Here is a 19,066-nt window from a genome sequence, read left to right as displayed (position 1 = left end):
TTTAGGCTGGTCAGGTGGTTAGAAGTACAAGCCCCTGGCTTTAGACATGGGGTTGGTTTCTACGGAGTCCCTGACACTCCGCTGTCACTTCCGCCATTACTCCTCCACTTTGTGCAAAGTTACCCTATATTTTACCACAATTTGCCTCAGCTATATCGCGGGAAAAATTGCCCCAGTTGGATGCAGGATCGATATCGGGAATGAGAAAGACGGGTCGATCGCAATTATCTGCGAAAGCGGTCTCGCTGCAGGTTGCTATCCTCCCACCCATCGGGTTCGTACCGTTCTCATCCAACAGAAGGAGTATTAACATTAGCGACTTTGCTCTTCTTCTTGTGCTTTTTGACGCTTCTCTATTTCTTTTTCGGCTTGTTTTTTGCCGTCCTTAGCGGCGTTGTAATCCGGTTGGTAGCGCAAGGCTTTTTCATAAGCGGATATCGCCTCCTCATAGCGGGTTAATTTGACCAGAGAATTGCCCTTTCCATACCAGGATTCGGCATCGTCTGGTTTCACATACACGGCTTCATCATAGGAATAAATCGCCTCTTGATAGCGGTTTAAATTGTAAAGGGCGTTGCCTCGGTTGTACCAGGCGCGATTGTGATTGCGGTTTAAATCTAGAGCTTTGTTGTAGGCATCGATCGCCGCTTCGTAGCGACGCAGCTCGTGGCGTGCCCAGCCTAAATGATACCAGGCTTCTTCATAGCTGGGTTTGAATTTAACGGCTTTTTCATAAGACCCGATCGCCTCTTCATACTTTTCCAAATGAGACAACGCACTGCCGCGACTGTACCACGCTTGATGAAAATTCGGCTGAAATCGCACGGCTTTATCGTAAGATTCCACCGCCTTTTTATACTCCTTCATTTGCATCAACACATTGCCGCGATGATACCAGGCTACGGGATAATCAAATTGATAATTAACCGCTTTATCGTAAGATTCAAACGCCTTTTCGTAGGAATTTAATTGATGCAAAGCCCACCCGCGACTGTACCACGCTTCCGGATAGTCTGGTTGCAACTCGACCGCTTCATCATAGGCGGCGATCGCTTCTTCGTAGCGCTGTAACTTCACCAGGGCATTTCCTTTGCCAGACCAAGATTGAGCGGAGTCTGGAGACAGAGCGATCGCCTTTTCAAACGCCGCGATCGCCTCTTCAAAGCGCTCTAATTGATTCAGCACATATCCCCGTCCCCGCCAACCCATTACAGAACTCGGACTCAATTGAATGGCGCGATCGAACGCATCTAGTCCCTCTTCATACCGATTTAACTCATACAGCGTTTCTCCTTTACTTTCCCACAGGTCTACAAAATCTGGCTTAATTTTCAGCCCTTTTTCAAACGATTTCAGCGCTTCTTCATAGCGATTCAAACTCGAAAGGGTTAGCCCTTTGCTATACAATTCGCTGGCGGTAGAAGAATTAATCGTATTCATAATCGAAACCGACGCGATCGCAGTTCCGAGACCGAGAACCGCCACCGCGATCGCCCCCACGAGAAGTTTCGATCGCCCCGCCGTCAGTTTGGGTGGCGCAACCAACGCCGGAGACACCGGAAATGTCGCCGCCGTGGGTTGCCTCAAATCATTGATTGCCTGCAACGCTTCCACTGCTGAAGGATAGCGATCGCGAAAGTCATAGCGCACCATTTTATCGATAACGTTCTGCAACGGCGTACTGACTTCTACCGCATCATGCCAGTTAATTTCATTCGTTTGCGGATCTAGGGGAAATTGAGTCGGACTCAATCCTGTCAGCGCTTGAATGGCGAGAACCCCAACCGCATAAATATCGCTACTGGGTTTCGGATTGCCATTCGCTTGTTCGCTGGGAAGATATCCGGGAGTCCCTATACAGACACTCACCGGAGATTGCGAACCGGCATTCACCATTTGAGTGGTGAGCTGTTTCACCGCGCCGAAATCAATTAACGCTAATTTTTTATCTCCCTTGCGCCGCAGGATATTGCGCGGATTGATATCCCGATGAATTACATTTTTTTGATGAACGAAAGCCAATATTTCTAACAGTTCTTGCAGCAGAGAAATCACCGCCGGTTCATCCAGGCGATCGCCCGGAACGATTTCTTCACTTAAATCCCGTCCCTCGACGAATTCCTGCACCAAATAAAACTCTTGATTTTCTTCAAAATAGGCAAATAACTTCGGAATGCTCTCGTGATGTCCTAACTCGTGCAGCACCTTCGCTTCCGTATCGAATAATCGTCTGGAAATCTGTAGCGTTGCCGGATCTGTTGCCACAGGTTTCAATTGCTTAACCGCGCACAACGGAGTTCCGGGGAGATGCCGGTCCTGGGCCAGAAATGTGGTGCCAAATCCGCCACTCCCCAAGGTATTGATGATATTGTACCGCCCACCAAGTATTGTTCCGCGCATATTACCAGTGATTCTGTTGTACTAACTGCTGATGACCCTACCCCCGTGAGGGACGCGAGAATTTCAATGACACCATTCTTCGCTTGCATGGTTGCCACTCGATTATGCCACAATCCGATTCTCAGGGGATTGAAATCGCGCTGACCCCTCTTTCCTACTTTAATCGAGAAGTCACCGCCAATTATGGATTTCTCGGTCTCTTCGCACCTTCTCCAGCCTCCGTTTAAAAAAAAGATTGACAAAATTTGTCTCATGTGCATCGCGCAAGTTCATTCAGCTACCCTGCTGCAAGTTCAGTTTACAAAACCGCTTTTATTTGAGAGGCGCTAAAGTCACTGGTGCCGATCGCATCGCACGATACCCTCTAACGGGGCATTTTAAAAATATTTAGTATAAATTTCGAGTTATATTAGCACGCTCCATCAAGGGAACGAAAATCAGCGTTCGCACAGGGCGAACCTCCAGAACGCTACCGGAACCCAATTCAATGACTAATCGCTTAAACCACCAACAGTTACAATCGCTTAACCCCGGGTTTTCCCAGAAATGATGAATGCACTCGATTGTGCCAGATGAACGCCTGCATCATGTTTGCCGGGGGGTGGCAAAACTATGAGGACAAAATGCCCACCCTTTCAGATGCCTAATGACTGATACGCCGATGTGGAACTCCTGAATAACGACACCCCATCTGCGCCCAGTGCCAATTGCGATCGCCCCTCCTAGGGCGCGCCGATCGCCCTAGGGGAAACCGTGGCGCTCTGGACCGCGATCCGCCATGCAGCTCGGTGGCGGATCCCTGCCCAATTGCACAAATCAGATGCAAGGGAAAACAAGTGGGTGCGAAGCGTTCAAACTGTGGTAGGATACCCTCAACGTGCTTGGTGGGAGTAGAAACGCCACAAGCGTCTCTACGAATCCCTTTGATGGGATTGAAATAGTCGGTTACGGATGAAAAGATTGTGACTTTCAAAATCGGTTTACTGGGATTGGGAACGGTTGGAACGGGAACGGCGCAAATCCTGCTGGATGCGGCGGGGCGTCATCCGTTATTGCAGGAATTGGAAATCGCCAAAGTGGGGGTGCGATCGCCGGATAAACCCCGTTCGGTGGACATTCCGACGGATATCTTGACGGCGGATTTAGAAGCGATCGTCACCGATCCCGAAATTGATATTGTGGTGGAATTAATCGGGGGCCTCGAACCGGCGCGATCGCTCATTTTACAGGCAATTTCCCACGGGAAACATATCGTCACCGCCAACAAAGCGGTTATCGCGCGTTACGGCGAAGAAATCTTTACCGCCGCCAACGAAAAGGGCATCTATGTCATGCTAGAAGCAGCAGTGGGCGGCGGTATTCCGGTGATTCAACCCCTAAAACAATCCTTAGGCAGCAACCGGATCCATACCGCGATCGGCATCGTCAATGGCACCACGAACTATATCCTCACCCGAATGCAAGATGAGGGGGCTGATTTTGCCGAGGTTCTCGCTGACGCGCAAAACTTGGGTTACGCTGAAGCAGACCCCACCGCCGATGTGGATGGGTTGGATGCAGCAGATAAAATTGCTATTCTCGCTTCTTTGGCATTTGCAGGACGCATTAAGCGCGAAGAAATTTATACCGAAGGCATTCGTCAGGTGAATGCGGCGGATATCGCCTATGCGGATAAACTCGGGTTTGTTATCAAGTTGCTGGCGATCGCTAAGCGCGAAGATAACCCGAAATCGGCACAATCCACCGAAGACCGATTGCAGTTGCGCGTACATCCCACCTTGGTGCCGAAATCTCATCCCTTGGCCAATATTAATGGGGTATTTAATGCCATTTTCTTGTCAGGAGAACCCATTGGCGAAGTGATGTTTTATGGCAAAGGTGCCGGCGCTGGTCCTACGGCAAGTGCGGTGGTTGCCGATATTTTAAATGTGGCGGCAGTGCTGAAAACGGAAACCGAACCGATTCCTCATCCGCTACTGAGTTGCACGCATCACCATTATTGCGCGATCGCCCCAATGGAAGATGTGATGACGCGATTTTACACCCGCTTTCTTACCGAAGATTATCCCGGCGTTATCGGTCAATTAGGCACGATTTTCGGCAACAATGGGGTGAGTTTGGAATCCGTCGTCCAAATCGGAATGCGCGACAACCGGGCGGAAATTGTGGTAGTCACCCATGACGTGCGCGAAGGCAATTTTAACCAGGCATTAGAGGAAATTCGCCAGTTAGAGGCGATCGCTTCTATCCCCAGTCTCCTGCGCGTCTTGTAACCCTTTCTTTTCCGGAGATTAACTCGTTCCCAGGCTTAACTCGTTCCCAGGCTCTTGCCTGGGAACGTCTCCCCGAGGCTCCGCCTCCCCCAGAACCCCTGGTTTTAGACACACTTAACAGCCTATTTCCAGCCAACATTCCCACCCATTTTCACCCTTTTGTTTCATCTCCCATCCCTACTCTAAAGCCAACCTTTTATGGTCAATCAACCATCCACAATCAAATCGAAACACTCCCCCGAATTACTCCCCCCCAAACCCTTACGATTATTTGTCGGGGGGAGTTTTAAAATGATTGGCCGCGAATTTGCCAGCTATTTTATCGATTTATGCGGATTGCAACCCGACGATCGCGTTTTAGATGTGGGATGTGGTGTGGGACGGATGGCGGTTCCCCTGACCGAATATCTCAACCCACAAGGCACTTACGAAGGATTTGATATCGTCGAAACCGGGATAAAATGGTGCCAAGACTTTATTACCCCTCAGTATCCCAATTTTCACTTCCAACTGGCGGATATTTACAATAAATCTTACAATCCTACGGGACGCTATAGCGCCAGTAACTATCAATTCCCTTACCCCAAAAAGAACTTTAATTTTGTCTTTTTAACCTCGGTTTTAACGCATATTTTACCCGAAGAATTGGAGAATTACTTCAGCGAAATTGCCAGGGTTTTAAAAGTGGGCGGACGCGCATTGCTGACCCTTTATTTGCTCAATGAAGAATCGCGCGCTTTGATAGAATCGGCCCAGAGCAATATTGCATTCAACTATCAGTTTGACCAGTATCGCACCATCAGCAAAGAGGTTCCGGAATCCGCCGTTGCTTATGAAGAGGAATTTGTGCTACAGCAGTGCGAAAAATTCGGTTTAACCGTGAAGCAACCGATTTATTATGGGTCTTGGTGCGGTCGAAGCGAGTTTTTATCCGCGCAAGATATTCTGTTAGTTTCGCGCGAGTCGGTTTAATCGAATTGGGGAAGAATGCATGGGGCAGTAAATTGTAGGGTGGGCAATGCTTACCCTACCAGTGCTGGCAACGAGTAAGGAAAGCGAAACGCATTAATTTCCTCCAGAGAAAAAACCAGCACCAACCTTTGAACAACCTATCCGGATAGGAGAGAAAAATGGCGAGGGTTGAGACGGTGCAAAAGGGAAAACAGACTTTTGCATTTGCCTGGGTTGTCGGGAAAAATTGATTCCCCTGGTGGAGAACGATGTAACCGATGAGTGAAAGCACCGCCTTTTCCAGAGTCGCAGACTGTTTTTTTCCCGGAAAATTCATTAAGATAAACTCGGGGGAGAGGCGATGCTCACCCAGGTTAACACTTTTGGCAGCATGGTTGTGGTTAGCGATGAACTTCTGGCATAAACTCCCGACGATTTTTCGTGGTAGCACTCATCCAACGGTGGCGCGAGGTCAAGCAGTTTCCCTACCCGGAGGGAGGGAAGCGGCGAAATCCCCACCCCGGGTGCCTTTGTCAGTGCTGATATTGGCAGGGGGCACCCTGTTTTGGGTTTCACTACCGTTTCCGGTATGGGCGCAGGTGGTCTTTTCCGATATTCAGAACCATTGGGCGCGCAGTTGCATTGAAGATTTGGCCGCGCGGGACATTCTGACGGTGTTTTCCGAGGAAAATTTTCGCCCAGAGGATCCGGTGCAGCGGGTGGAATATGCGGCGGTGATTGGCAGAGCATTTCCCGACTCCGAACAGGTGCGCGACGGAATTGAATTTGTGGATATTCCTACGGATTATTGGGCGCGGGATATTATCGAAGCAGCTTATACCCGGGGATTTATTTCCAGTTACTCCGGTCGAATTTTCAATCCGACGAAGGAACTGCCTCGGTGGCAAGCGTTGGCGTTATTGTCAAGGGGGTTGAAGTACGAATCCCCCTCGGATCCGATGGCGATTTTGGAAGCATCTCTGGCAGATTGGGATGGGATTCCGGATTTTGCCCGCAATGCGATCGCGGCAGGGGTAAATCAAGGACTGGTGGTGAATTATCCCGATCGCCGCATCTTGAATCCCACCGAACCAGTGAGTCGCGGGGAACTGGCGGCATTTCTCTGTCAGGCGATCGCGAGTTCGCAACCAGTGGCGCTGATTCCACAAGAGTATGTTGCCATCGCGCAACAACCTGCGATCGCTTCCACCCCGGCGGAAGAATTATCCTCGCCATCCCCTACCCCCGAGGAAACCGCAACGGCGCAAGAACTGGATACCCCCGAGGAAACCGCAGGGGCGCAAGAACTGGATACCCCCGAGGAAACCGCAGGGGCGCAAGAACTGGATATCCCCGAGGAAACCGCAGGGGCGCAAGAACTGGATACCCCCGAGGAAACCGCAGGGGCGCAAGAACTGGATATCCCTGACGAAATTGCCACCCCAGAGGAAATGCCGATCGCGGCGGCCAATTCCCAATGGCAAAATGCCGTACTCACCAGTATTTTAAACTTTCAACCCTCGGGAATCGACCGGGATTCGACTATAGAAAAATGCGTCAGCGATGGGGAAGGAAACCGCAGTTGCGAACCGGTGAAAGCGTCGCGGGATGCGGTTTCGCTCGCGATCGGGCCAGAAGGGTCGGTGATGGCAAGCGGTCATCTCGGACCGGATAACGGTCAGATCAATCTGTGGTCGTTGCGAAGTGGGGAGTTGATTCGCACCTTGCCCGGACATTCCACCCGCGTCGGCGCGTTAGCGATCGCCCCGGATGGCAAAACCTTGGTCAGTGGCGGAGGAGACGCGACCCTAAAAATCTGGGATTTGCGAACGGGAGAATTAAAAAATACCCTCACCGAACATGGGGACGAAATCACCAGTGTGGCGATCGCCCCGGATGGCAATACCCTGATTAGCAGCAGTCGCGATCGCACGATTATCTTTTGGAATCTCAATACCGGCGAATCCACCCTCACGATTAACTCACATGGGAGTTCGATTTTGGGATTAACCCTCAGTCCGGATGGGCAATTGGTTGCCAGCAGCAGCGATGACGGATTGGTGAAAATCTGGCGGGTGGATAATGGCGCGTTAGTTCGCACGATTTCCGCCGATATCAACCCCGTAAACGCTTTGGCCATCAGTCCGGACAATCAAACCTTGGCAACTGGTAGCGAGGGTAGCGTTCGCCTGTGGGATATTGCCACCGGGGATTTACTTCGCACCCTCGCCCGCGATCCGGCAGCATCGTTTGTGGATTTGACCTTTACCCGGGACGGAGAGAACCTCGTCAGTAGCGGGAAAGAAGGGGATGAGGAAGCGATCGGCGTCTGGAACGTGCGAACCGGCGCGCTGCTGCATGTTTTCCCCACCTTCGCCCAGGCGATCGCCTTCACCCCAGACGGCCAAACCCTGGTTGCAGGCGGGTGGGATATCAAAATCTGGGAAGTGTCGCAGCAGTGAGACGGAACGGAAAGCCAATCGATGCGAGGGATTGAAATCGCGCCTGGGCTTTTCGTTGTCCGCCTCAGCGGACTAATCCTGTGCGATCCGATCCCTCCGAATGCAAGAGTGCAGACAATATGCCCCCTGGCCGAGGGATGTTTTTGATACTTTATTTTTGATGGCGGATTAACCTTATGGGTTTATTCAAACAGATGACGGCGATATTACTCGGGGCGGCGATCGCAACCGGAACCGGCTTTCCCCCCGCGTTACCTTCGCGGGCGATCGCGCAGACGCGAGAGGGGAATGCGCCACTGGCAATCGCGGAGTTGAATCAGATTGCCAAAAATATCTCGGTGTATATTTCCGGAGAAACGAGCGGTTCTGGGGCGATCGTGGGGCGACAGGGGAATACTTACTCGGTTCTCACTACCCAGCAAGCGCTCTCGGGGGGGGAGAGGTGGGAGCTTTTCACGGCGGATGGTCGGCGCTATCGGGTGAGTGGCGATCGCGTGCGGCGTTTGCCCGGGGGGGATTTGGCGGTGGTGGAGTTTACCAGCGATCGCGACTATCCCGTGGCACAGCTTGCCTCTCCTTCGGACTCGAATATCTATCTCGCCGTGGCCACCGAACCGCAAACCACTTTATTTGCTGCCGGGGAGTGGGTATCTTTTCCGGGCAATACTCCCTCCCCGGACTATCGGTTAATCTATACCAGTGCATTGCAACCCACTCTCAGCGGTGGCGTGGTGTTAGATGCTTGGGGAAGGGCAGTGGCGATTCAAGCAAGATTAAACGAAAATGCCACCTTTGTCAATGCCGCGATTCCTATCGATCGCTTTTTGCAATTCGCGCCGAGGATTGGAGTGAATTTAGGATGGGAAGGGTTAGAATTGGCTAATGCGATCGCCACGCCCGGAGAAGTGAGAGCAATGACCCTCAGTCCCGATCGCAGCTTGTTGGCCACCGCTAGCGGGAACCAGGGCATCCAACTGTGGGATTGGCGCGGATTGGAGTTACTGACGACTTTACGCGGGCATGACGCGCCGGTGAAGGCATTGGCGATAAGTGCGGACAAGCGCACTTTGGTGAGTGGAGATGCGGAGGGCAAGGTCATTTTATGGAACTTGCGATCGGGCGAAATTCTCAATACCCTGAACCGCAGAGTGCCGGATGCGGCAAATCGGGGGGTACAAGGGGTGGCGATTACCTCCAACCAGCGCACCTTGGCCACCGCTAGCCCCCGAGGCATCGAGTTGTGGGAGTTGGAAACCGGACGATTGACCTTGACCCTGCCGAATTCTGCCGATGTCACCGCGATCGCTCTCACCCCCAACGCGCGCACGTTAGTCAGCGGTCATCTGGATAATCGGGTGAAAGTGTGGAATTTGCTCAATGGTACCTTAGTGCGCACTCTGGAAGCGGGAGAGTTTGGTTTTGTGGTGGAAGCATTGGCAATTAGTCCCGATGGACAGAGGGTGGCGGCGGGAACTTATCGTCAGTTTACCCTGTGGGATTTACAATCCGGTCAGCGCCAGCAAACCGTCGCTTTACCAGACGCATTTCAGTACGTTTACGACTTGGCGTTTACCCCGGATGGGAGGGCGATCGCCTCCACTAGCGAAGCGGGGACTCAATTGTGGGATATCGCCACGGGACGCCCGATCGCTACGGCGATCGCCCCCGCCCGATACCTCACGTTTGCTGCCGATCGCACCCTTCTCCTGGGTGGCGATCGCATCCAAATTTGGCAAATTCTGTCTGAAGGGGGTTAGTTATTGGTCCTTTGTCATTGGTCATTGGTCATTGGTCATTGGTCATTTGTCCTTTGTCCTTTGTCATTGGTCATTGGTCATTGGTCATTGGTCATTTGTCCTTTGTCATTGGTCATTGGTCATTGGTCATTTGTGGTTTTTTATCCGTCGAGTTGGAAGCTATAGGGTTAAAACGAATTAGTCCGCGTAGGCGGACTTGGTTTGCCGAGGTGCGATTTTAATCGCCCGCTTTTTATGTGGTTTGCCGAGGTGCGATTTTAATCGCCCGCTTTTGATTTGGTTTGCCTTTTTATTTTGTTGGCCTCAAACTAACATTATATCATTCCTCGCCGCGTAACTGGCGAATTTGGAATTGGGCGTCATTGTAACAGCCGGCCATGCCGCGATCGAGGCAGAGGGTGCCGGCTTTTTGCAAATCGTCGATCGCCCCGGGTTTATCTCCTAACTGACTGCGAACCATGCCTCGGTTGTAATACGCACTATCGTAATCGGGTTTTAAGCGAATGGCTTGGGTATAGTCGGCGATCGCTTGGGCGAAGTTGCCCTGTTTGGCGTAAGCTTCGCCGCGATTGTTATAGGCGACGGCATCGCTGGGGACGGCTTGAATCGCGCGGGTGTAGTCGGCGATCGCGCCTTCCAAATCCCCGGCTTTTGCCCGGGCCAAGCCGCGATTGCTATACAATTTGGCATTATCGGGATCGAGCTGAATCGCCTCGGTACAATCCACCACGGCTTGCGGGTAATTTTCTTGATTCATATAGGCGATACAGCGGTTGCCAGAGGCGGTGGCATCTTTCGGATCCAGTTCTAGGGCTTGGGTACAATCGGCGATCGCTTTTTCGTACTCGGACAAATTCAAGTAAGCGCCGCAGCGATTGGTATAATAGGCGGAGGCTTCCGGATTTAAGGCGATCGCTTCGCTATAATCCTCCATCGCTCCCTGATAGTCTGCCAGAAAGAATCGCGCCCGCCCGCGACTGTAATAGGTATCGGGATTTTTCGGATCTAGCTTCAGGGCTTTGGTATAATCGGCGATCGCCCCTTGTTTGTCATCCGCCGCCGAACGGGATAAGCCGCGATTGAGATAGGCGAGGTTTGCCAATTCCGGCTTCAGGTCGATCGCTTTTGTATAGTCGGCAATAGCAGCCGCATAGTCGCCGATGCCGTGATATGCCAGCCCCCGCTGGTAATATGCATCCGCATCCGTGGGCTTGCGTCGCAGGACTTCGGTAAAATCCTCTACGGCGGTGGCATCTTCCCCGAGTTCGTAGCGCGCCAATCCGCGATTGTAATAGGCATCTACCCGCTCCGGATCTAGGCGAATGGTACTTGTATAATCCCCGATCGCCGCTTCGTAGTCGCCTTTTTTGTATAACACATTACCCCGCTGGTAATGCGCCTCCGGGTCGTTCGGAGCCTGAGACACGGCGCGATCGAGCTGGTCTAGGGTCGCTTCACTGTCCTCCCTATCGGTAAGGGCGGCGCTGCTATCTTGTAAGGGGGCAACCCGCTGGCTGGACAAGCGATTATACATAATCAACCCGATAACCAACAGAGCGATCGCCGCCCCGATGCCCAGTAAAATCGCGATCGGGGGCGAGAACCTGCGGCCAGTGCGACCCCGCGACACTGGCACATTGCCTGCGGCCACTTCTTCGGGCGATCGGGGAGGGGGCGGTGGCGGTAGCGGAATCGGTGCCGGCCCCGAGGAAGCGGCGTTGAGTTTTCGCAGGTCTGCCAGCACTTCCGTTGCCGACTGATACCGTTGGCTCGGATCGGGATGCACCATTTTATCCAGGATCTCGCGAAATTCTAGAGTGAGATTAACCCCGTGAGGCCAGTGTTTGCCGTTGGAATTGTGAGTGCTTTTGAGCAGTTTGCCCACTTCTGGTGCCGAAAACCCGGTAAGGGCTTGAATGGCGATCGCGCCTGCTGCATAAAGGTCGGTATTATAAGAAAAGTTACCTTGAAATTGTTCGTAAGGAATATAACTGTCAATGCGGCCCGTGCCATTTTCCACCGATTGTCCCTGCGCCTTCATCAGTTGATAGCTGATTTCTTTAACCGGACCAAAATCGATTAACACTAATTTACCATCTTGATGGCGACGCACGATATTATCCGCTCGAATATCGCGGTGAACGATACCATGTCCGTGAACGAACACCAAAATTTCTAAAACTTCCTGCAATAAGTATCGGGTTTGTTCTTCGTTGAGCGGTTTTCCGTGACCGATTTCGCTGGCAAGGGGTCGTCCGGGAATGAATTCTTCGACCAGATAAAACTCTTTATTTTCCTCAAAAAATGCTAGCAGTTGCGGAATGCGATCGTGTTTGCCCAGTTTTTCCAGAGATTCGGCCTTTTTTTTAAAAAGAAGTTCGATAATTTGCAGGGTGCGCGGATTGTTGCTTGGGGGACGAAGTTGCCGCACCAAACATTGCGGATACCCCGGACGATGAGTATCCGCTGCTAAATAGGTTTGTCCGAATTGTCCGGAACTGAGGACTTTGGTAATTCGGTAACGTCGATCTAAAATTTGGCCGATCATTGCTGCACCCAAAAGGCAAAATTTCTATTGATTATGACATGCATCAAGCGCCCGATGCGGTATCGGAATTTATCAAAAATGCTACCGGATTCCCCGGGAAGTTGGGACAAGCAGGCGATCGCCCTTGAAATCAAGTCGGGCAAAGCAAAGGCGATCGCATTTAATTCGGATCCAACTCCCGGTTAAATTTTCCTGTCCAGTTCCCATTCCCTTCGCCACGCCAGCGACGAATCACCGTTAGCCCCACACAATACGCCACCAGGGAACACACTGACGCCATCACCAAACTGCCTGCAAACAAGCTGGTGATAAACTCTGCCCCAACTTCGAGCAAGGCGTCTACGGATTCCAAGTTTTCGATCTCGAAGACTTCGTGACTTCCCAGCAGCCATTGCCCCACTTCAAAATTGATAAAATAAATCGGTCCATAGGTGATAGGATTGCTAATCCAAGTGCCGGCGGCGGCGAGCAGTTTGCTCCCGCGAAAGGGGATAGCCAGGGCGATGCCAAACAGGGTTTGGATACCAAACAAGGGGAACAACCCGGCAAATACCCCCACCGCCAATCCTCGGGCGAGAAACTCCGGAGAGCCTTTTTGGCGAAGTAAGCGGCAATACCAGTAGCGCAGGCGTCGCTGCCAAGGGGATTGGGATTTACCCTCGCCAAACAGCCCTCTTGCGATCGCCTGACGGATTTTGCGGAGTCGTTTTTCTGAAACTACCTGCTGCTGTAAGTTTTTCCATCCCTTAGCAAGGGCGAATATCAGTTTTTTGGCAGCTAGCCACCATGAGAGTTGATTCATTGTCGGATTTTCGTTCGTCTTTGGATAACATTCTTTCTTTATTTTGTAGAACATTAGGCGATCTTGGCAAAAATCTGGGAAGTCAATGCAACCACAGCGGCACTGTGTTTTCATCTCGGCGGGGAATGCCCACCGGACAAATCCCTGATGCCTCAATCTCCTACAATTGACAATAGAGACCAATTGAGTCGGAAATGGCGGATTTTTGCACAGAAACTCTCTGGCAGCACTGTTGCGGTAGTTTAGCTTAGGATAGCCTGGGCTACCGCAGCGATCGGGAGTGCGATCGGGATTGAACCTGCACCCACCGTTTTAGGTACCCCGATCGCAGAAGATAAATTTTGGGAATCTCAACCGGGAGGGGAAACATGACACAGCAGATCCTGCAGCGCGAGACGATCGCCGCTATCTCTACGGCCATCGTACCGCAACAAGGCAGTATTGGCATCGTGCGCCTCTCCGGGGCGCAGGCGGTGGCGATCGCGAAAACGTTATTTCGCGCCCCAGGAAAGCAACCCTGGGACAGCCACCGCATCCTTTATGGCTACATTCACCATCCGCAAACTCAAGCCCTCGTCGATGAAGCCTTGCTGCTGATTATGAAAGCGCCGCGCTCTTTCACCCGCGAGGATGTGGTGGAATTTCACTGTCACGGCGGAATTATGCCAGTGCAGCAAGTATTGCAACTGTGCCTGGAAGCCGGGGCGCGACTGGCACAACCGGGAGAATTTACCCTGCGGGCGTTTTTAAATGGACGGTTGGATTTAACCCAAGCCGAAAGTATTGCTGATTTGGTAGGGGCGCGATCGCCGGCAGCTTCGGAAGCCGCCTTAGCCCAATTGCAAGGCAAATTGGCTCACCCGATTCGCTCCTTACGCGCCCAATGTCTGGATATCCTGGCTGAAATTGAAGCCCGAATCGATTTTGAAGAAGATTTGCCCCCATTAAATGAGCCGGAAATTATCCAACAGATTAACCGGGTTGTGGGCGAAATGTCAAGAATTCTAGCCACTGCCGATCGCGGGGAATTGTTACGGACCGGCTTAAAAGTGGCTATTGTCGGACGTCCGAATGTGGGAAAATCTAGTTTGTTGAATGCCTGGAGTCGCAGCGATCGCGCGATCGTTACCAACCTCCCGGGCACTACTCGCGATGTGGTGGAATCTCAGTTAGTGGTGCAAGGGATTCCGGTACAAGTGCTCGATACCGCCGGAATTCGCCAAACCGAAGACCAAGTAGAGAAAATTGGCGTAGAGCGATCGCGCAAAGCGGCAAATTCTGCCGATCTGGTTCTCCTCACCATCGCTGCAGAAGATGGGTGGACTCCCGAAGATGAAGAAATCTACCACCATGTCAACCATCGTCGGCTGATTTTAATCCTCAATAAAATCGATTTGGTCGCACAACTTCCGCCTTTACCTCCCCTGGACAATCTCTCTCAAATTGTCAAAACTTCCGTCCCGAACAATCAAGGCATCGAGGAATTAGAACAAGCGATTTTAGATGCGGTGAATCTAGGCAATCTACAAGCGGCTAATCTGGATATGGCTATCAATCAGCGTCAAGAAGCTGCCTTGACCCGGGCGAAAACTTCTCTGCTACAAGTGCAAGAAACCATTCGCAATCAATTGCCTCTAGATTTTTGGACCATTGACCTGCGCGGTGCGATTCAAGCTTTAGGTGAAATCACTGGGGAAGAAGTGACCGAATCGGTGTTAGATAGAATATTTAGTCGGTTTTGTATTGGCAAATAACCTCACGATTCCTCGGTGGGATTTTAATTGGGCCGGTGCGTCACCCCCGGTGTGGATTGGGTTGATATTCCAGCAATTTGGAGCGGGGGTGACGCGCGGTTGGTTGCGGATTAAGCGGATTGGGTTTGCCGTGCTTTTTTCAGCATGTCGATTAACGTATGGTGCGCGTCTTCGGAATCTTTCAGGGTGCGATCGAAGGTAATTCGCACCGGCACGGCGCGATTGTCAACTTGGGCGGTGAGGTTCATGCCCAGAGGGTCGATGGAGAGCATTTTGGCGGAAGTGGCTTCTGGGGTTTCGCCATAGGTTTGCGCGTATATTAGTACGGCATCCGCATGGTCGTCGTTCATATGAGTGCAGATGCGATCGCTGACTTTTTCGGTGATTATATCGGCCATAAAACAACTCCTTTGCTTTTGATTTGTTTTCGTTTATCTTACGATTATTAGGGTTTTCTTCACAACCGAATTAAGCAAATTTATCGGCTAGCGCAATGACAAAATTCCAGGTCAAAAAGCCCACAGCAATAACCAGAATTACGAACAAACTAATACTAAAAAAAGAGCGCAGTACGGGGGTGGGTTTTGGGTTTGCCATCGGTAAATTCCTCGCAAAATCGGGTTAGGCGTGTTGCTGATGCCCGAGTCATTATCATAGGTTTGACAATTTGTCAAGCATTGGCAAAAAATCGGGGGTGAGACCCAATCCGGCGGGTAGGGTGTGAAAGGTTCGCGCACCCGATAAGGGCGGTTCGTTGACCTTCACCCTTCTCGGGTGCGGGCTTTTGCTCCTGCACACCGAGAGCGACCGGATTCGGTATGACACCATGATAGAAGGGTTTGCAATTCTGTGGCAGTGGCATCAAGCGGCGATCGGGCGAGAGTTAGGCCAGGGGAAGGGAATTGGCGATCGCCCCGGTGGCATTCGTGGCATATCCGGCTTGCAGGGCGCGAACCATCTGCTCCAATGCTGCCTCATTCATCGCCGGATAACAAGGCAGATAAACCATTTTCTCGAAAATCGAGCGCGTATTCACCGGCACCAGGTGCGGATGGGTCTCCGGCGGATCCACCACGCACATGCTATTTCCCTGAGTGGAATCAAAACCGGCTTGCGCCAAAGAGGCGATCGCCGCGTGCGGATCCTCGGCCACAATCGGCACCACCCAATGAGAATGGGGACTGTTGGCGGTACCCGGAACCCTAAACTGATTGCCGCTTTCATGTAACAGCCGCACCAGGGTTTTGCCCAAATCAGCCTGGGAAGCCAGACGGGCTGGCGTGTAGCGCTGTAGGCGACGACTCAGCAGGGTGAGTAACGGGGCGCAAGGTTGGTGACGCAACCTAGGAATCAGTTCGGTGCGGGGGAACCCGCGCACTGCTTGATTGAGTACGAAATCATAGTCAATCCCCAACCGTCGGCACAGAAAAATCAGCGAGGAAAACCCGGCGCGAGTGGAAAGAGCCTTGAGGGCCATATATTTGAGCAACCGAGTGGTGTAGGTAAAGCGATCTTGCAGGGGATAGGCGCTTTGGATTTGACTCATGCGATCGCGCAATTGCGGGTCGCGAACGCGCAGCAATGCGCCGCCGAGAGCAGTGGCAAACTTAATATTGCCGAAACTGAAACAGCTAACATCGGCCTCGCGATGACCTTTATAATCCGGGGTAAAGGCTTGGGCGCAGTCTTCCACCAAAATTGCCCCGTAGCGATCGCGCGCCGCTAGCAGGGGTTCGATATTTGCCCGTCCCCCAAATAAATGAGCCACTAAAATCACCCCAGTCTGGGGGCCGATCGCCTTTGCCAAACTCGCCGGATCCGGTGCCATCGTTGCCGGATCCAAGTCAATCGGTACCGGAATCAGCCCTTGATTGCGAACGATAGCAATCATATCCGGAATCGTCAGGGCGCTGATTGCCACCTCGCTTCCCGGCGGCAAATTCAGCGCTTGCAGCAGTAAATCCCACCCCGATCGCACCGATAAGCAGGCGATCGCCGCTCCCCTGGCATCTTCACCCCACCAGCGTTCTAGCTCGGTTTGGATTATGGCGCGTTTTTGCGGCGGACAGCTCAAAGCAGCCCCCAAGCCATAAACCAAATCCGAATAATCAATATCAAAGCGTTTGCGCGACCACATTGCCTCACTCCTCATCTAAACAGTAATTGCCTACTCTAGCGCAACCGGAGAGGAACGCAGGATCGAGACCATTCAAACTGGAAAGTTTGAAGTATGAAATGTTGGGTTTCAGATTGACAATTTCATACTTCATTTCTCATCCCTGCCTATCCGTTCACCTTACCGAGGTCGGCCCAGGGTTGTGATATAGATTACCGCTTCATCGGCGGGAATGCCCAGGACTTCGTTCACTTGGTCATCAAAAAAGCCGCCGATGCCACTGACGCCTAAAGTCATGTAAATAGCCGCGAGGTTGAGGCGTTGGCCCAAGTGTCCGGCATCCATATGCAAATAGCGGTAGGCGCGATCGCCATATTTAGCGATCGCCTTATTCAAGTCCGCCGTCTGAAACACCACCGCCGAGGCATCTCGCCCCAAATCTTGCCCCAAGCACAAATAATGCAACTGTCGGCGGAAATTCTTAAACCGGACTTGGCGCAACTCTTCCGCCTTCGGCGCATAGTAATAACAGCCTTCATCTAACCCAGTGACGGAAGACACCGCCACAAAGGTCTGCAGCAAGCTCAAATCAAAAAAGTCCGGATAGCCATCCAAGGTGGCATAGGTGTAATGTTCTGGATGATAGGTAAAATCCAGCAGCGCCTTGAGTTCCTCAATCGTCAGGGGGGCACCGCTATAGGCGCGGGTGGACCGCCGTTTCAGGATAGTAGTTTCCAATCCTTCCAGATTTTCCTTCCAGTCTATGGGTGCGGTTTTGGTCGAGACTTTCGTACAAAACGGAAAGTTGTACTTATCTTCTTGCGGTTCCTCATCGGAATCCGAACCGAACCATCCTCCCACCCCAGTGGTATCGGACTCGATTTCGGTGGCTTGGTGAAAATAGCCAAGCAATTCCCCATCGGGAATCTCGGGATACTCGGTGTGGGTGGCGGAGGGTAAGGCGCTGCGATATTGAGGCAGGTTTTGATTGAAATCGAGCAAATCCGCCAGGGGGGCGATGGCGATGGTGGCTTCTTGCTCGGAGTCTAAATACAGCAATCCGTTCAGCGCTTCATCGTTAAATCCGCCAATTAAATGCGGTCGATAGTCGCATAAGGAGCCAGCTAGCTCCAAGTTGCCCAGCAAATGGCCGGTATCGAGAAAAATGCGCCGATAGGCCCGGTCTTGATAGCGCCACGCTGAGCGATAAAATATGGCAGTGGTGACGATCGCAATTCGGGTATGCTCTAAGGCAGGATGCCAAAAACAGGCCGCTTGCAGCTCTGGCCAAGGGTCGCTATCCCAAAAGCGCACCAAGGAATGGGTTTGGGTCTGGTAGTTGTACAAGCCTTTGGGTAAATAGGCGGTTCCCAAGGAGATTAGGTAAACTTCCGCCGGATATAATCCCCCAGCAGAAGGGGCGGCTCTCAAGTAAATTGGCGTCCCGGTAATGGTGGCGAGTTTCGCCGTTAGGCCATAGCTACAAAACAGCAGGCGCGATAAACGGGTCAATCCCTTGCGCTGTGCGTCTGTCTCCTCTGCGGTAGATTCTTTTTTCAGATAGGGTTTTAAATCAATTTTGGCTCCAATCTTGTATTGTTTGAAAGGCAGCGGTTGGTTTTCCCAGTCCAACTGATGGCTCTTCGCCGCCAGGGTCTGCGGATCGTATTTGGTGCGATCGTGGTAGTGTTGGGCAATAGAATCTTTGAGTTCTGGCATAGGAAGTTGGATGAAGATCGAACGTAATGTTTCGATTTTGGCATTCTTACTGCAGAATTTGGCGGTTCCCTCCCGAAACCCAACCCCGGATCGGGTTGACTCCCGGCATCCGCGCCAGGGACTCCCGGTTCTCTGTGGAAAGAGAGAGTCTCGAACACTGTTAAGTGTTGGGGATTTTTGTTACCCTATTTTAAATGCTCGATCGAGGGTCAGCACCCCGCTCTAAAGAGACGGGGCTTCTAGCCCCTGACTTTAGGTAGCTGACCAGCCTAAGCCCTACGAGG

General features: G+C 51.9%; 11 protein-coding genes. 5 read left to right on the top strand and 6 right to left on the bottom strand.

Annotation, left to right across the window (positions count from 1 at the left end; translation table 11 throughout):
• Positions 1-312 precede the first annotated feature (312 nt).
• Positions 313-2,400, bottom strand: a complete 2,088-nt coding sequence (locus tag AC0QH1_RS28430; RefSeq protein WP_324634813.1) for a serine/threonine-protein kinase — start codon at positions 2,398-2,400, stop codon at positions 313-315.
• 962 nt (positions 2,401-3,362) lie between these two features.
• Between AC0QH1_RS28430 and AC0QH1_RS28425 the strand changes: the two genes are divergently transcribed.
• From AC0QH1_RS28425 to AC0QH1_RS28410, 4 genes are all read left to right on the top strand, one after another.
• On the top strand, positions 3,363-4,673 hold the full coding sequence (locus AC0QH1_RS28425; RefSeq protein WP_324634812.1) for a homoserine dehydrogenase: 1,311 nt from the start codon (positions 3,363-3,365) through the stop codon (positions 4,671-4,673).
• Positions 4,674-4,964: 291 nt separating this feature from the next.
• A complete protein-coding gene (locus AC0QH1_RS28420; RefSeq protein WP_324634811.1) occupies positions 4,965-5,645 on the top strand; it encodes a class I SAM-dependent methyltransferase in 681 nt (226 codons plus the stop codon).
• A 362-nt stretch (positions 5,646-6,007) separates the two neighbouring features.
• Positions 6,008-8,086, top strand: a complete 2,079-nt coding sequence (locus tag AC0QH1_RS28415) for an S-layer homology domain-containing protein (protein WP_324634810.1) — start codon at positions 6,008-6,010, stop codon at positions 8,084-8,086.
• 176 nt (positions 8,087-8,262) lie between these two features.
• A complete protein-coding gene (locus tag AC0QH1_RS28410) occupies positions 8,263-9,843 on the top strand; it encodes a WD40 repeat domain-containing protein (RefSeq protein WP_324634809.1) in 1,581 nt (526 codons plus the stop codon).
• Positions 9,844-10,162: 319 nt separating this feature from the next.
• On the opposite strand, the gene AC0QH1_RS28405 is transcribed toward AC0QH1_RS28410, so the two are convergent.
• Together AC0QH1_RS28405 and AC0QH1_RS28400 are read right to left on the bottom strand one after the other, a co-directional pair.
• Positions 10,163-12,403 (bottom strand): tetratricopeptide repeat protein, encoded by a 2,241-nt coding sequence (locus tag AC0QH1_RS28405; protein WP_324634808.1) that lies wholly within the window; start codon positions 12,401-12,403, stop codon positions 10,163-10,165.
• Positions 12,404-12,551: 148 nt separating this feature from the next.
• Entirely contained in the window at positions 12,552-13,193 is a 642-nt protein-coding gene (locus AC0QH1_RS28400) for a DUF2062 domain-containing protein (protein WP_324634807.1), read from the bottom strand.
• Positions 13,194-13,561: 368 nt separating this feature from the next.
• Between AC0QH1_RS28400 and mnmE the strand changes: the two genes are divergently transcribed.
• Positions 13,562-14,947: a tRNA uridine-5-carboxymethylaminomethyl(34) synthesis GTPase MnmE gene (gene mnmE / locus AC0QH1_RS28395; protein WP_324634806.1), complete on the top strand. Its 1,386-nt coding sequence runs from the start codon at positions 13,562-13,564 to the stop codon at positions 14,945-14,947.
• 110 nt (positions 14,948-15,057) lie between these two features.
• On the opposite strand, the gene AC0QH1_RS28390 is transcribed toward mnmE, so the two are convergent.
• The 3 genes from AC0QH1_RS28390 to AC0QH1_RS28380 all read right to left on the bottom strand — a co-directional run bounded on the left by AC0QH1_RS28390 (position 15,058) and on the right by AC0QH1_RS28380 (position 18,782).
• On the bottom strand, positions 15,058-15,345 hold the full coding sequence (locus AC0QH1_RS28390) for a DUF2470 domain-containing protein (RefSeq protein WP_324634805.1): 288 nt from the start codon (positions 15,343-15,345) through the stop codon (positions 15,058-15,060).
• Positions 15,346-15,830: 485 nt separating this feature from the next.
• Positions 15,831-17,084, bottom strand: a complete 1,254-nt coding sequence (locus tag AC0QH1_RS28385; protein WP_324634804.1) for a DegT/DnrJ/EryC1/StrS family aminotransferase — start codon at positions 17,082-17,084, stop codon at positions 15,831-15,833.
• A gap of 159 nt (positions 17,085-17,243) precedes the next feature.
• Positions 17,244-18,782 (bottom strand): SagB/ThcOx family dehydrogenase, encoded by a 1,539-nt coding sequence (locus AC0QH1_RS28380; protein ID WP_324634803.1) that lies wholly within the window; start codon positions 18,780-18,782, stop codon positions 17,244-17,246.
• Positions 18,783-19,066: the final 284 nt, after the last annotated feature.

It is taken from the genome of Phormidium sp. CCY1219 (assembly GCF_055795085.1).
The sequence above is the reverse complement of the archived record's forward strand: the minus strand, read 5'-3'. Positions and strand labels throughout refer to the sequence as shown.